Origin of the sequence: Dialister sp. (assembly GCF_047832375.1) — a bacterium.
Classification (GTDB): Bacteria; Bacillota; Negativicutes; order Veillonellales; family Dialisteraceae; genus Dialister.
Genome location: NZ_CP181256.1, coordinates 411,678 through 427,359, shown reverse-complemented (window position 1 = coordinate 427,359; position 15,682 = coordinate 411,678). Strand labels below are relative to the sequence as shown.

Genomic DNA, 15,682 nt, shown 5'->3' with positions numbered 1-15,682 from the left:
AGTATAATAGTATATAAGATGAATCATAATTAAAGGAGGTCATTCCCATGAAATTAGAACTGAAAAAGCCATCCCTGCTCCGGCCTGGTCCCAAAACGGAAGGATATCTCTTATCCGCCATGAACCTCTGGAATACGCCCCTTTCCCTGTGGGGGCTCTCCCAGGTCAATGCGCCGAAGGATGCAGAAATTCTGGACATCGGCTGCGGCGGTGGCAAGACCATTTCCCGTCTTCTGAAAAAAGTTCCGGAAGGCCACGTTTATGGCATTGATTCTTCCTTCCGGGCCGTCGATTTTTCCTGGCGCCTCAATGAGAAGGCCATTCGGGAAGGGCGCTGTCAGATCGTAGAGGGCACCGCCGAAGCCCTTCCCTTTGATGACAACCGTTTTGACCTGGTCATTGCGGAGGAGACCTTCTATTTCTGGAAAGACCCTGCCGCCTGCCTGAAGGAAATCTATCGGGTCCTGAAACCGGGAGGCCGGTTCCTCCTTCTCCATTCCAAGGGCGCCCTGCCGCCGGATAAGATTTATGAAAAACTGATTCCCCATATGAAGGTGTACGGCAAAAAGGAATTGAAAGAATACCTGGAAGATGCGGGATTCCGGAACGTATCGGCAAAATCAAGGCTGAGCGCCCTGGCGGTGACATCGGTGAAACCTCTCTCCGTACTGGACCAGGCAAAGAAGAGGCTGAAACTTTCTTCCTCCCTTCCCTATGGCAAACTCACGGCCATCGCCGTCAGCGCCGCCGCCCTGGGTCTCGCCGCCTACGGTGCTTCGAGAAGGAAAAAATAAATGGACATCCTGCCTCGCAGGAAATGGAGATCGAAGCCTATGCATAAACCACCATTTTATTAATGTTCTATAACTTTTATGATACAGGCTCAATTTTCTGATTGACATCCGTCCCAAAATTTTCTATAATATGTTTATTCTAGAATCTGTTTCGCAGGTTCTGGAATAAGGTATTCTCCATTGGCGATTCCGGTTCCCGGGATTAGCGCGCCCAATCACCACTGGGGGAAATGAAGGAGCGGGATCCCCCTAAGTCCCGCTCCTTTCCTTTATATTGTTCACTATTGCAAACGACTTGCCTGTCCTCACAATTTATAAACAGAAATTTTTGATTGTATAAATAAGAAACCCGGTCTTTCCCCAATGGGAAGTACCGATTGGTTCCCCAGGGGCATTTCCCTTTGTCACGACAGAATGGGCCTCTTTCTATTGCCCCTTTACCAATGGAGCAATACCATTTACATCACTTTTTAGTACATTTTGTGTTTGACAATGGGGGTAATAGTCTTTTATAATAGTCCTAAGTTAGGGTTATATTTTTATGCATCCTGCAATATAGGGTACACAAATCAATAGGCCACGATGATTCGATTTCCTGAGATTCATGGCAGTTCAGGGCCTCTGCAGCAGATGCAGATGGTTTGCCTCATCTTATTGGATAAATCTATCGCTAATGGTTTCAGGTCCCTGTATACCTGCTGTTTCTCTGTTTCCCAATATTCAGGGGAGATGGGAAACAGGAAAAACGAAGAAACCCCTGTCCCGCCGTGACTCGTTCGAGCGGCCGATAAGCAGGTACACCGGCAGGAACAAAATTTTTAGGGGAAAAGCGAGGTTACTATGGCTAAAGCAGAAAAAAGAGCTGTACACATGAAAGGAATCCGCAGCCGGATCCTCAAAACTGCGGAAAACCTGTTTTTAGAACAGGGATATAAGACCACCACCATACGCCAGATTGTACAGGATTCCGGTATCACTTCCGGAAGTATCTATAATATATATGAAGACAAGGAACACCTCTTTGCAGCACTGATTGATGAATTCCTTAACGATGCCGCAAACCGTGTAGGTGAAGCACTGGAAGACAGGACACCGGAGCAGCGTCTCGTCGGTTTCATCGCCATGGAACTCTATTCTGTGGAAAAGAGCCCGGTCATCCGGGAAATGATGTATGCCGCCCATTCATCGCCCCTGATCATGGAAAGCGTCATTGAAAACCATGCCTACCTGGCACGGGAAATCTGGGATGCCCGCCGGCATACAAAGATTGAAAGCCTTTCCACCGCTCTTCTCCTTTCTGAAGGAGCTGTGGCTTCCTATGTACTCTGCTTCGCCTTTTCTGAAAAGCTGGACTACAGTGCCATCCGGAAACGGGTCATGTTCTCCATCCTTCGTACACTGGGACTGGATACCAGGGAAACCAATAAGCTCATTGCCTACATGGAAGAAAACAAGGATCTCTGGCTCAGCCTGGCAGACCAGGTCCTGCACCATTCCGAAGAGATCAAGGCATGAGCCCCTATTCACAGGATATAAAAAAGAAGCCGTAACCCCAAGTGGTTTATGGCTTCTTTTTTAGTATACACAGCCAGCGCTTTCCCGTACAGATATGCTCTTTCCTTTTCCAAGTGGGGCACTTGCTTACTATGATTCTCGATATGCAAGCCAGACGGCCCACAGCAAAGCCGCAGGATGGATGGTCATAATGGCCAGCGGTGTAATATAAGACACAACCTATCCGGTTTCTTCTTTACCGGACTCATCTGCTTCGCAGATCTCATCTTTTCCATTCTCCGCTTTTTTCCAAGCTTACTTACCAAGATTCTCGATATGTGAAACAATCGATAGCATGCAGGCCCTTAGAGAAGGGCCGCGGCAAAGCCGCAGGATGGATTACCGCAATAGTAAGCGGCGGAGTATAAGACATAGCCAATCTCTGCTTAGCAGACTCCACTTCTGTGAGGGGAAATCTATCTCTCCCTCTTCAGTCTGCCAAAACGGCGGTGGCAGCATGCCCTGTGACTCTACAGTCAAGAACCGCTACAGCTTCGTTGAGCCCCGAAATCTTTCTTACTGCAGGTTTTTTACCTCCATTTCAGGAATATTACATGGGCAGAAGCATTTTTTGGGGAGATTTTTCGACTCTTCCTGACCACTATCCCCTTTTTATTCGAATGATTCCCTGTTCCTTTCTATTTCATTACACCGCTCTTCCCATGGCTTCTGCTTCCGCCAGTTCCTGGTGGCCCCGGATGGAGCCGTCAGTCGTAGTTCTTCCGGCAAAGATGACGCCCCGGAGTTTCGCCTTGTTGAAGACCTTGAGCCATCCTTCCACACCGCCTATGGCATGCTGGGGTGTATCCCTTTCTCCGGACTCCGCCGTGGTGAGGAGGTACACATCCCGGAAATCATAGTCCGCCGTGTAGAGGCAGTTCGTCCTGTCCAAAAGGGTTTTCATCTGGCCGCTCATTTCGTAGTAATAGATGGGCGTAGCAAAGACCACCACGTCGGCCCTGCGGATTTTCTGTACCACCTCTTCCGCATCATCATGGTTCACCACGCAGGTCTTTGTTTTCAGGCAACCCCAGCAGCCGATGCAGAAGCCGATCCGCTTCCCCGCCATGGGCACAAATTCCACTTCATTTCCCGCTTCCTCCGCCCCTTTGGCAAAGGACTGGGCCAGGATATTGGGAATTTCCATGAAGCCTTGGGCTGGTGCCGATAATCAATACTTTTTTAGCCATACGATTTACCTCCCATTCTGGGATGCCGCCATGCGATGGAACCGGCGGAACCCGAAATCTGCCATAAGAATAATGGAAATAAGGAGCCCGGAAATGCTGAAATACACCGGCATGCTCGAAAGCTCGGGCATGGTGATATACCGGAGGGCCTCATTGGCGTAGACCAGGGGATTCAGGAGAACCAGCACCTGGAAAACGGGTACCGAAGAGAGGGCGCCCCAGCTGAAGAAAATGGCTCCCGTAAAGACCATGGGCATGAGGAATCCTGGAAACATGGCTGCGATTTCCATGGGCTTCACAATGGTTCCCACCAAAAGGCCCAAAGAAGCGGAAGCCAGGGCGATGAGCAGAAGCACCGGCACAAGGGCCAATGCCGTTTCTACTGTCAGCGCCAGATGGAGCCCATTACCCATGAAGAGGAGAGACACCGGCAGCACCAGGAGACCGCCGATGAATGCCTCGATAATGCCCACCGCCATCTTGGCCAGAGCGATAAGATTCACCGGCACCGGCGCCTGCAGGCGGTCTTCGATTTCATGGCGGTTATTGAAATCCATGGTAAAGGGAATGGCGGTACCATGGATGCCGGTGATGAGGATACTCATACCCACCATGCCCCAGAACATCTGGGACTGGAAGGTGTCCGGCATCATGCCGATGGCCGGAAGGATATAGCCGTAAATCACGATCAGTACCGCCGGCAGCATCATCACCCGGAAAACGAATTCCCATTTATTCCGCCACTGGGCCAGGAGATCCCTTTCCACCATGGCCATAAAAACGGACCTGTAAAAACTGTTACTGTACATCTGCATTGAGCCCCTTTCCTGTGAGATACACAAATACATCGTTCAGGTTGATTCTGCTCTCTCCATCCGAAGCAGCCGCTGCCGCCTCATGGGAAAGAATCACCTCATCCTTCGGGACCAGGGCCTTCAACTCCCGGCTCGTGCCGAAAGCTTCGATGGTCCCATGGTTTACGATGGCAATGTGGCGGCAGAACTTTTCCGGTTCCTCCATGTAGTGGGTGGTGAGGAAAATGGTGGTCCCCTCCCGGTTCAGCTCCACCATCTGTTCCCAGAGGATTTCCCGGTAATTGGGGTCCAGACCCGTAGTCGGTTCATCGAGGAATAAGATGGATGGCCTGTGCATGATGGCCCTGGCGATTTTAAGGCGCTGGCTCATGCCGCCGGAGAAAGAAGATACCCGGTCATTCCTCCGTTCCCAGAGGCCGAATTTCTTCAGCAGTTCATCGGCCCTGCGGGCTGCATCCTTCCGGTCCATGCCGAAATAGCGGCCATGGAAAAGTAGATTTTCCCTTGCCGTGAGGCTCCGGTCCAGGTTATTGTGCTGGGCCACCACCCCGATTTTGCCCCGGGCTGCTGCGGGATTTTCCAGGATGGACCGGCCATCCAGAATGATGTCTCCCCCATCCGCCGCCAGCCCTGTGGTGAGCATGGCAATGGTGGTACTCTTTCCGGCTCCGTTGGGCCCCAGGAATCCAAAGATTTCTCCCCTTTCCACCCGGAAAGAAATCCCCTTCACCGCCTCCAGGAGGTTCCCGTTCTTCTCACGAAAGGTTTTCCTCAGATTTCTCACATCCAGTATTACATCATTCATGGTCTTTCTCCTTCCCTTCCAGCGGGCCCATAGGGGCCCTGTCTATTCTATATTTCGCTTATTATAGATATGATATTTCGAAAATTAAGGCTTCCCAAGGGATAAATCCCCGGAAGCCATCGGCAGGACCAATCATCGGTCCCCGGTTCTGTATTCTTATTTTCGCGATATATCAATTGATTTTATAGTAGGATAGTGGGAAAGTGGATTGGTGGGTTAGTGGGTTAGTGGGTTAGTGGGTTAGTGGGTTAGTGGGTTAGTGGAATGGCTCAATAGGTTGGAAAGGTTGGATGGGTTTATTTCGGACTATCTACGATTTCTCCAGACAGTGAAAAAGGAAGCTTCCCAGTCATAGTGAGCTTCCTATTTCTGCCTTCAGGCATATGGTGTTTATTCATCTCCCTGACTTCCCTGGTCCTTTATGTCCAGCAGAGTGAAGGATCCCTCCGGCCGGAAGGACAGGGCAATGTCAGTCATTTGTGCAGGTGTTTCCTTCATGCCGTGATCCATCCATAGACAGAGGTTATTATAGATACCGCCGATATGATAGGAAATCATGAACTCTTCCTTTGCCGGGATCTTACGCCCCGGTTCCTTGAGCCGAAAGCACCGGTTCAGCACATCCAACAGGAGATAGGAGAGCCCATTCCTGTGAATCAGGAGCAGGTCATCGCGGTGGGCATAAAAGGTATCAAAAATCTGCCTCGTATAGGCATGGAAGGTCCGGTCGGGCCCCTTCCGGTAGGTCTCCTGATATTCCCTCATAATGGTCATGAGGTAGAATCGCAGGATGTCCTCTTTACAGGAAAAATGGCGGTAATAGCTGGAACGGTTCACCCCCGCCTTTTCCGCGATTTCTCCGATAGAAATATAGTCGTAGTCCTTTGTCTCCATCAGAATCAGCAGCGCCTCCACCAAGTACTGCCGGATCTGCTGCCCCGCCAATCCTTTGATCCGCATAGCAACAAAACTCCCTTCCTGTTGCATCTACCCTCCCGGGCCTTGATATAAGAAACAACTGTTGCTATCATGATAGCGTAATCAACGAACTAAGACAAGCAGTACCCAATGGAGGCCAGACTATGAAAAAAATCCGAAAAAATCTCTACCAGTTTTCCCAGTACATTCCGCCCATGGACTTCACGATTCATCAGTATCTCCTGAACGTGGACCCGGCCATCCTCTTTGCCGCCGGTACGATGCAGCAGGCAGCGGCTATGCTGCCGGAGCTGAAGGCCATCCTCGGAGAAAAGCCCCTCAAATACGTCTTTGTGTCCCACATGGAATCCGATGAAGCCGGCGGCCTCTGGTTACTGCAGAAGGAATATCCCCAGCTCACCGTCATTGCCGGCCCCATTACATCCCGGGAACTCCCAGGCTACGGCTACACCGGAAACATCATCACCCGCCGCGGCGGCGAACCCCTGAAGGATAGAGACCTCTCCCTCTCCTTCCTGGATTACCCCTCTGAAGTACACCTGCAGGATGGCCTCCTGGCCTATGAAGAAAACAGCCGCCTCCTCTACTCGGCGGACCTTTTCCTTCGTTTCGGCAACGGCGTCGGTCAAGTTATCAGAGAAGACTGGCAAAGCGAAGTCGCCCGCATTGACGACCAGCGGGTCCCCAATGAAGAAGCCCGGAAAAAACTGCAGCAGCGCCTGGAATTCCTGAATCCCGCCTTTCTGGCCGTAGGTCACGGCTATTGCATAGACTGTATCGGATAAGGAGAAAAGCCCTACGATGGACCACCGCTGTACGGCATGTGTCCGGTGGCTGAGCAGCGTGTGAACAGGCATGAGCATTGAGCACCTTTAGCTGATCCGGCCCTGTGAGCTACTCCCCTTAGTAATGCCTCAATACGGGGCTCCCTTTGTTGAAGGAAGCCCCGTATTGAGGCACTTTCACGTTTTGGGAGCAGAGTCATAAGGATTCCAATTGCGGCTACGCCGCTGATGTATAGGCTCCTTTTCTGGAAGGCGAAGGACCTGCAGAAGGACCTTTGGGCCAAATCCACATTGGCGTCTATGCTGCACAATGAGACACCTTCCTTTTGTGGCCCAGCGGTGGCGCCGAAGGCAACGGAGGTTAGCTGATGGGAGTACCGCAGGCTGGACCTCTATTCTCTTTCCTCAAATCTCAATTCTTCTTAAAAATCCCGTCGCACTCATTTTTCTGAGAAATCTCAGGGCTCATCGCAGCTGTAGCGATTTTTATATGTTGAATCACTCGGCATGCTCACACCGCTCGAGATGACGAGTGAGTGTAGAGTCAGTGGAGAAAGTGGTGAAGCGGTAATCAGTCTTCATAATGCGGTGCTATATGAATTGTGCGCCGCCACCTCCCCCTCAGTCACCTCAGTCACCTCAGCCACTTCCTATAGTGCATGTACCAATTTATTAGCAAAACATTATATATTCCAAAAGTTGGTTGTGATTTTACCCTCGAAACGGCCTTTTAATATATGGAGGGGTAAATCAGGAGCCCTCTTAAGAGCAGGTGATTTTCACAAAAGTATGATCTTATTTCCAAATCCTAGGCAGGAAACGATGTCAGAAAAGAAAATCTCCTGTCTGCGCAGGGGCTCCTCCTTTACCCGCCCCGCTCCCGTCCGGAAGAAAGCGGTAAGCAGGATCCTGCAACCGGCAAGACAAAGTTTCACAAATACGAAAACACGGAATATAGCCACTACTATCTCTACACGGAACGGCAGGCTTTGACGACCAATCCTAGAGCAGCCTTCGGCAGAGAGGGAAAGCTTTGCTTATCCCACCAATCTTCCGCTGAGCTAATGCGCTGATGCCTGATTCATGGCGGCCTTCGATGCATGGGAGATACCGGCATAGGGTTCCGTGTTTTTGTGGTGTCTGAATAATACAGAGTTGAGAGTTGAGAGTTGAGAGTTGAGGTCCAGCCTGCGGCGCTTTTGTGGCTGAGCGGCGTGCGAACGTACGGGAGCTTTTAGCTGCTAGCAGCCAGCTTTTAGGAAAGATGGTCCGCTTGCGGCGCTTCCATTGCTTTCCATCAGCTCTCCACCCTGGCGGGTGGCAAGTGAACTGGGTTCGCTTACTTCCCCGAGGAAGGGGCCTACTGCAGTGGTATTCTTACATTTTGTGAACAGAGTCATCAGGTTTCCTACGGCGGCAGAGCCGCTTTCCACCTCAGTCTCGGCTTCGTTCTCGCTCTCATTTAACGGAGGCCGACCGATGGAAGCGCCGCAGGCCGGGCTTCAATTCTCTTTTCTCAAATCTCAATTCTTTTTTTAAAACCGTCACAGCCACTTTTCAGAAAGATTTCTCGACTCTTTCTCACATACTATTCTTACAATTTTTACTCACTTTGGCGCTTGCCACCGCTCGAAATGACGGGAAAGGGATGGAGTCATCATGACGATTACGGTATTCCAGAAAATACCCCTTCCCGCCTCACGTCATTTCGAGCGGTGCCAGCATGCTCTATGACTCTACTGCCAAAATCGCTACAGCTGCGATGAGTCGAGAAATCTTTCTTGTGTTCGGGAATACACGCTTTTCACACCGGCGTCAGCGTTGTAACACCGTCATAGTCATTTTTCTCGGAGATTTCTCGACTCTCTCTCACATTCTATCCTTACAATTTTTACTTACTTCGGCGCTTGCCACCGCTCGAAATGACGGGAAAGGGATGGAGTCATCATGACGATTACGGTATTCCAGAAAATACCCCTTCCCGCCTCACGTCATTTCGAGCGGTGCCAGCATGCTCTATGACTCTACTGCCAAAATCGCTACAGCTGCGATGAGTCGAGAAATCTTTCTTGTGTTCGGGAATACACGCTTTTCACACCGGCGTCAGCGTTGTAACACCGTCATAGTCATTTTTCTCGGAGATTTCTCGACTCTCTCTCACATTCTATCCTTACAATTTTTACTTACTTCGGCGCTTGCCACCGCTCGAAATGACGGGAAAGGGATGGAGTCACCGTCACGATTACAGTATTCCAGAAAATGCCCCTTTCCGCCTCACGTCATTTCGAGCGGTGCCAGCATACTCTATGACTCTACTGCCAAAATCGCTACAGCTACGATGAGTCGAGAAATCTTTCTTGTGTTCAGGAATACACGCTTTTCACACCGGCGTCAGCGTTGTAACACCGTCACAGTCATTTTTCTCGGAGATCTCCCGACGCTTTCTCACATACTATTCTTACAATTTTTACTCACTTCGGCGCTTGCCACTGCTCGAGATGACGAATCAGGGATAGTGAATTTTTTCAGGAAATGATTAGCAGCATTTCTGCATGCGGCAAAGCTTCGATACAGTTTCATAATGGATATCAAGAGCCGTCCGGCTGCAGCCGCTGGGTTTCAGTAAGCTGTCAGCTGATAGCTGTAAGCCTGACTATCAGCTTCAATTTCACCGCAAGCCCCTTCCCCTCTTCCATCTATCGTCTCTGCAGCGAAGCTGCTGACTCACTCGATCTCGACCTCGATCTCAATCTGTCCTCTATCCACAAATATCGAAATGACGCAAAACAAAAAAACACCAACAAGACCCGGTGTCCGTAAGATGCAGGAATTTGTCCAGTGAATCAGGCGCCGGCGTAAGGATGGAAACCGAAGTTTCTCCAAAAACCGAACTAGTCGTCAAAGAGGCAAAAGCATGAGCTATCAGAAAGTCCTTGGGTCTTATGGTGTTGTATTGCGTAACATTGTCCGTTATCCGGACGGTGGATCATTGCGTGAAGATCGAGATCGAGATTGAGATTGAGGCAATTCGCGGCTTCGCCGCTGTCCTATTCGATCTTGGTCTCGCTACTCAATCTCACCTTCTCGTTGGCCATCGAGTCGAGGAACTCAAGTGGACATCCATGGCTGCATCCTTTTTCATAGAATCTTCCCTTTGCCGGCTAATGGGGAAATATGAAATGGAATCTCGCCATACCTGGTACTATTTTGTCCCTCTACTATATACATACCGCGAACTTCAATTTTGTGAACATGGAAAGTGAAATTTTTTCAAAAAATTTTTAGGGTGACTGGTCAGTTGCGAATGACCGGTCGAGACCGAGGTCGAGATCGAGGGGAGCAGGCTATCAGCTATCCGCTTACAGCTTACCGGTAAACTAATAGCTCGTGGCCAGGCGTTCAGGCCCCTTGGGCCAATCCCATCTGTTCCCATCAGACTTCCATCTGCGGCAAAGTCGCTGACTATAAGGCAAACCATGACGCAGGGCACGCAGGATTGGTAATCCTGGATAGATTAGATAGGTTGCGTGGGTTGAATGGACACCACTCAATCCTGCCAACCTGTCCCACTAATCCACTAATTCACTAACTCACCAATCCACTATCTCACTTTCCCACTAACCCACTCACTCCCCCATTTACCAGTTTTCCTTCGGTGATGCGGAGACCCGGATAGGCCTTCTGCAGGTCCTTTACCGCTTTTCCGATGCCGCTGCCGCCGCTGGTGGCGAAGAGGATGATTTCTGCCTGGCCGAAGTCATTTTCTTCCAGGAAGCTGTTGATGATGCGGGGCGCCGTATACCACCAGATGGGAAAGCCCACGTACACCCTGTCATATTCCTTCATAGAAATGGACGTTTTCTCCAGTGCCGGACGGCACGCGGGGTCATCCCTTTCCACAGAAGTCCGGGATTTCCGGTTTGTCCAGTCCAGATCTGTTGCCGTATATTTTTCTTTGGGAACGATTTCATAGAGGTCTGCTCCCAGGGCCTTTGCCAGTTCTTCTGCCCTTTTAGCAGTGGTGCCGCTGGCGGAAAAATAAGTAACCAATGATTCAGACATAAAAACATCTCCTTGTGGAATACTCTATACATCCTTCACCGCTTCTGCCAGGGTAATGGGCCTGCTGCCGTTGTCCATATCCAGCAGGACGCAGCGGTCACAACCCATGCCCAGTTCCTTCATGTAGGACAGCTGCCTGAGGCCATGGCGGCTTTCCATGCGCTCCACCAGGTCATGGTGCTTTCCTTCCGGCAGGGCATAGACCAGGTCCACTGAAGCCTGGTCAACGGCCAGGATGTCCGTGGATGCCAGGATACCGATGTCCGGTGTCACCACCGGCTGGGCGGAGGTACCTTCGCAGTCACAGGATACGGACATGTTGCGGAGCACATTGATATAGGCAATATGGTTTCCGAAATGGTCCACCGTGGCCTTCGTAGACTCCGTGAGCCGTTCCATGAATTCTTCCTCTATAGCGCTCCACTGGCCGCCGGAATCACCGGTATGGACCATCTTCTTACCGATGCGCCCGTCGGCGCAACCGATACCGATATTCTTGTCGGACCCGCCGAATCCGCCCATGGTGTGGCCTTTGAAATGGGTCAGGACCAGGAGGGAATCGTAATTCATCATATGGGAACCTACAGACATTTCCGTGAACCACTTGCCCCCATTCACCGGCAGCATGGTGGTTCCCTCTTCATCCATAATATCCACCGGCGCAAAATCCCAGCCGTTAATGGCCAGGGTTCTCCGATGGTCTTCCGTGGTATACCTTGCACCCTGGTAGTAGGTATTGGTTTCCACGATATGGGCATCCGGGAGGACTTCTGCCATCAGCGTCTTCACCCAGGACCTTGGGATAATGTTTGGCCCATGGGGCTCCCCGGTGTGCAGCTTGATGCCCACCCTTCCGGTCATATTGCCCGCAATGGTACTGTATACCTTGAGAAGTCCCGCAGACGACAGGTCCCTTGTGAAATAGACCACCGATTCTCCGCCTTGTCTTTCTCCCGGCGGCACGTAGTGGTTGCCGCCACTGCCCGGTTTTCTCTCTTTTTCTGCTGCCGGAATACCGGACGCGGCCGGGGCTCCCTGGGAACTGGCCTGGGAAGTCAGGCCGCAGCCTGCCAGTAGGATGGAAAGGGCCCCCCATACCTGAAACTTTCAAAAATTCCCTGCGGTTCATGGCCCTTCCTCCTATTTTTTATCCAGAAGCATGACCCCCTGGGGCGGGTTATGGTCAATGGCTCCTACAATCTTATGGGGTACATAGGGTTCCTCCATATAGTCGATTTCTTCTTTTGTCAGATGGAGGTCCAAAGCCTTCAGGGCATCATCGAAATTTCTTGTCTTCGTGCCGCCGATGATGGGAGCTGTCACCCCTTTGGCCCACTGCCAGGCGATGGCCACCTGGGCCATGGAGACCCCGTGGTTGTCAGCCACTTTTTCTACTCTATTTATAATTTCCATATCATTGGCTTCATAGTTATCATACTTTCCCATGGCCACCCTGTCCGTTCTTCCCCGGAGGGAATCGGACTTCCAGGTTGGCCGGGCCAGGTGTCCTGCGGCCAGGGGACTGTAGGGCATGAGAGATACCCCCATCTGTTTGCAGATAGGAATCAGTTCCCGTTCATCTTCCCGGTATAGCAGGTTATAGTGGTTTTCCATGGTTTCAAACCGGGCCCAGCCATGGTCCCGGGCAATGAGCTGCATGTTGTAGAACTGGTAGCCGTACATGGCGGAGGCACCTATGGCCCGCACCTTGCCCGCTTTCACCAGATCATTCAGGGCTTCCATGGTTTCCTCCATGGGAGTCTCATAATCGAAGCGGTGGATAATGTAAAGGTCCAGGTAATCGGTGCCAAGCCGCTTCAGGGTACCGTCGATTTCCCGATGGACAGCTTCTTTAGAAAGGCGGCCGGGATTGAAATAGACCTTCGATGCAATGACCACCCGGTCCCGGGGGATATATCCCTTCAGCGCTTTCCCCAGGTATTCTTCGCTCGTACCGGCGGAGTATCCGTTGGCAGTATCAAAGAAGTTGATGCCCAGGTCCAGGGCATGGTGAATCACTTCCGCGCTCTTTTCCTCGTCCAAAGTCCAGTCATGCATGGTGCCAGCCTTGCCGAAGCTCATGCATCCCACGCAGAGCCGGGATACTCTGATATCCGTATGTCCAAGATTTACATATTCCATGGATTTCCTCCTTATCTTATTGTCTGAAAGGGAAAATCGCCGGGCCATGCACAGCAAAGCCCGGCCTTTCCTTACAGGTTCTTCTTGAAAAACTGTTCGATTTTATCAAAAGGGATGACGTCCATCTTATCATAGAGGTCCGTATGGACGGCGCCGGGGACGATGTAGAGTTCCTTATTCGTACCCTTCAGCCTTTTGAAGGCGTCTTCACTGAAGTAGCGGGAATGGGCCTTTTCGCCATGGATCATCAGCACCGGCGTATCGATTTCATCGATATAGGAATTGATGGGCATGACGGCGAAATCCAAAAGGGAGCTTAAGGTGGCACCGGTGGTAGAACCGAAGGACCGGGGATGGTAGCCCCTCCTGGTCTGGTAAAAATCATGGTAATCTTTCACGAATTGGGGTGTGTTCTTATTCACTTCCGTAGGAACGCCGCCGGCCATCTTATAGGTACCGTTTTTGTAATCCAGTGTCCGCTGGGCACTGATGGACTGGCGCATAGCCTTTCTTTCCTTCACCAAATCCTCCGGTTTCCTGTTGTAGTCGAAGTAGCCATTGGCAATGACCCGGCTCATGTCATACATGGTAGAGGTCACGGTGGCCCTGATCCGGGGATCCAGGGATGCCGCATTCAGGGCAAAGCCGCCCCATCCGCAGATGCCAAGGATGCCTATTTTTCCTGGTTCCACCTGGTCATTATTGGAAAGATAGTCCACGGCGGCGATAAAGTCTTCCGTCGCCATATCGGGGGACGTGGTGTTTCTTGGTTCACCGGCGCTTTCCCCGGTGAAGGAGGGGTCAAAGGCAATGGTGAGGAAGCCCCGGGCAGCCAGCTCCTGGGCATAACGGCCGGAGACCTGCTCCTTCACCGCCCCATAGGGGCAATGCTATTCAGTTAAGCGTTTTACACAAGCATACGTTATAACGACGTGTGCTTTTTTTGTGTCTAAAAAAAGCTTAGGTTTACAAAAAAATATAAAAACATCAAAAAAAGGCTTGACAAATCCTCAAAAATTTGAGGCTCCGCCTGTTAGTAAGGGAACCACCCCAATTGTTAACAAGGAGGATTTGTTATGATCAATTTTGAAAAGCAAGTCAGAAAAATTTTTAGGAGCCACGTTCAACATGTTATTGACAATCCCAAGTTGTATGGGATTAACCCCAGATTTTTTACCCGGGTACGGAAATGGCCTATTGCACGTATTCTTTTAGTTATGTATAAGATGCAGACCGGCACCTTGCCAGATATCCTTTTCAAGAATTTCATTGAGATGGATGAATTTGGTGACTCAACTCCTTCTGCGTTCATTCAGCAGCGGCAGAAACTCACGACGGAAGTTTTTACCACCATTTTCAGGAATGTCCTCAAGGACCTGCACCGGTTACTTGAGCTTAAGAGATACCATGGCAAATTCCTTATCGCCTGCGATGGCTCAGATTCGCCCATGCCTACTCCAGTGTTACCTGTTCCAGATGACTGCAGTCCATTTGGGAGGCCACAGTACCATATGGATCATGTAAATGCTTTTTATGACGTTCTAAACCATCTCTATCTGGCAATTACGACTAAACCAAAGCTGTCATGCAATGAGCAGCGCGAACTTCTGGAGCTGGCCCAAATACTGTCCCAAGAGCATCCTATCTATAAACCCGAGGATACGGTCATCATCAGTGACCGTGGTTATGAAGGCTATCAGGTCCTGTGTCTGCTTACTCAAATGGGTTTTGGATACGTCATCCGGGCAAAAGGTCCGAGTGCAGGCATTCTTTCAGCCAAAGGGCTTAATCTCCCGGATGGCATCACCAACAAAGAAATAACAATCAATGTCCATGTAAGGCGCAGTGCCAAAGGAATCTATCATAAGGAATCCAGTGAAAAGTTCCGGCCTGAGACAGATATGATGCTGAGAATCCGCATCGTGTCCTCGGTTTCGCCAAGTGGGGATGTCCAGTATTACCTTACCAACCTGGATATCCGGTCATTTTCTGCCTCGGAGATTGGATGTATTTACAGAAAGCGCTGGCAGGTTGAAACAGCTTTCCGCCATTTGAAATATGGAGTAGGAGCCATCGTATTTCACTCCAAGTTCCTGCTCTATCAGGAAATGGAACTGTATGCGGCACTTACGTTGTATAACTGTGTTGCAGCCATCATAAACCATATTCCTATTCAGGAAATTGATGCACACCACAAGTACCGGTACAAGGTTAATTTCAAAGCAGGAGTCCTGCCCTGCCTGCACTATTTATTCTGTACGGAAGAGCAGGCGAATTCTTTCAATTTGACTAAGCGACTCGAGGCCTACAAAGTAGCTATCATTCACAACAGGCATTACGACCGTGGAAGAATTGAAAAGAAGGTCCATGCCTTCGAGGGAAAACCTACCGGATTCTAAGGAATATTGTCAACTAAGATACCCAAGCTATTATCACGGATAAATCCGAAAAAAATCCGCAATTTTCGGTTCTTTTCGCATGCAAAAATCTAACTTGTAAAAATAACTGATGTAAAAATGGTTGTTTAGGCAAAGCAAAAATGGAGAATTTATGGCAAGTTCACAATAATATTGCATCCCTAAAAGACATATTTTGC

The 15,682-nt window shown here is 50.3% G+C and carries 12 protein-coding genes; 4 read left to right on the top strand and 8 right to left on the bottom strand.

All coding sequences use genetic code 11. The features are described from left to right. Positions 1 to 47: 47 nt before the first annotated feature. Entirely contained in the window at positions 48 to 794 is a 747-nt protein-coding gene (locus tag ACFWUL_RS01760) for a class I SAM-dependent methyltransferase (RefSeq protein ID WP_297019421.1), read from the top strand. 840 nt (positions 795 to 1,634) lie between these two features. Then, a complete protein-coding gene (locus ACFWUL_RS01755) occupies positions 1,635 to 2,309 on the top strand; it encodes a TetR/AcrR family transcriptional regulator (RefSeq protein WP_416177625.1) in 675 nt (224 codons plus the stop codon). Between the two features lie 685 nt (positions 2,310 to 2,994). On the opposite strand, the gene ACFWUL_RS01750 is transcribed toward ACFWUL_RS01755, so the two are convergent. The 4 genes from ACFWUL_RS01750 to ACFWUL_RS01735 form a co-directional block, all read right to left on the bottom strand. Beyond that, a complete protein-coding gene (locus tag ACFWUL_RS01750; protein WP_297019425.1) occupies positions 2,995 to 3,495 on the bottom strand; it encodes a flavodoxin family protein in 501 nt (166 codons plus the stop codon). Between the two features lie 48 nt (positions 3,496 to 3,543). Continuing rightward, positions 3,544 to 4,353, bottom strand: coding sequence for an ABC transporter permease (locus ACFWUL_RS01745; protein ID WP_416177624.1), 810 nt, complete (start codon positions 4,351 to 4,353; stop codon positions 3,544 to 3,546). Then, positions 4,337 to 5,158, bottom strand: coding sequence for an ABC transporter ATP-binding protein (locus ACFWUL_RS01740; RefSeq protein ID WP_416177623.1), 822 nt, complete (start codon positions 5,156 to 5,158; stop codon positions 4,337 to 4,339). Before ACFWUL_RS01740 ends, ACFWUL_RS01745 begins: the two co-directional genes overlap by 17 nt. 390 nt (positions 5,159 to 5,548) lie before the next feature. After that, positions 5,549 to 6,145, bottom strand: coding sequence for a TetR/AcrR family transcriptional regulator (locus ACFWUL_RS01735; RefSeq protein WP_416177622.1), 597 nt, complete (start codon positions 6,143 to 6,145; stop codon positions 5,549 to 5,551). A 95-nt stretch (positions 6,146 to 6,240) separates the two neighbouring features. Here ACFWUL_RS01735 and ACFWUL_RS01730 point away from each other — a divergent pair, with 95 nt between their 5' ends. Further along, positions 6,241 to 6,882, top strand: a complete 642-nt coding sequence (locus ACFWUL_RS01730; protein WP_416177621.1) for an MBL fold metallo-hydrolase — start codon at positions 6,241 to 6,243, stop codon at positions 6,880 to 6,882. A 3,606-nt stretch (positions 6,883 to 10,488) separates the two neighbouring features. Here ACFWUL_RS01730 and ACFWUL_RS01725 read toward each other — a convergent pair. The 4 genes from ACFWUL_RS01725 to ACFWUL_RS01710 form a co-directional block, all read right to left on the bottom strand. Beyond that, positions 10,489 to 10,944, bottom strand: a complete 456-nt coding sequence (locus tag ACFWUL_RS01725; RefSeq protein ID WP_297022816.1) for a flavodoxin — start codon at positions 10,942 to 10,944, stop codon at positions 10,489 to 10,491. A 24-nt stretch (positions 10,945 to 10,968) separates the two neighbouring features. Continuing rightward, a complete protein-coding gene (locus ACFWUL_RS01720) occupies positions 10,969 to 11,874 on the bottom strand; it encodes a DUF362 domain-containing protein (RefSeq protein ID WP_416177620.1) in 906 nt (301 codons plus the stop codon). A 210-nt stretch (positions 11,875 to 12,084) separates the two neighbouring features. Next, positions 12,085 to 13,086 (bottom strand): aldo/keto reductase, encoded by a 1,002-nt coding sequence (locus ACFWUL_RS01715; RefSeq protein ID WP_416177619.1) that lies wholly within the window; start codon positions 13,084 to 13,086, stop codon positions 12,085 to 12,087. Positions 13,087 to 13,157: 71 nt separating this feature from the next. Next, positions 13,158 to 13,958, bottom strand: a complete 801-nt coding sequence (locus tag ACFWUL_RS01710; protein WP_416177618.1) for an alpha/beta hydrolase — start codon at positions 13,956 to 13,958, stop codon at positions 13,158 to 13,160. A 204-nt stretch (positions 13,959 to 14,162) separates the two neighbouring features. On the opposite strand from ACFWUL_RS01710, the gene ACFWUL_RS01705 reads away from it, so the two are divergent. Continuing rightward, on the top strand, positions 14,163 to 15,485 hold the full coding sequence (locus ACFWUL_RS01705) for an IS4 family transposase (protein ID WP_416177617.1): 1,323 nt from the start codon (positions 14,163 to 14,165) through the stop codon (positions 15,483 to 15,485). The last annotated feature ends 197 nt before the right edge of the window (positions 15,486 to 15,682 follow it).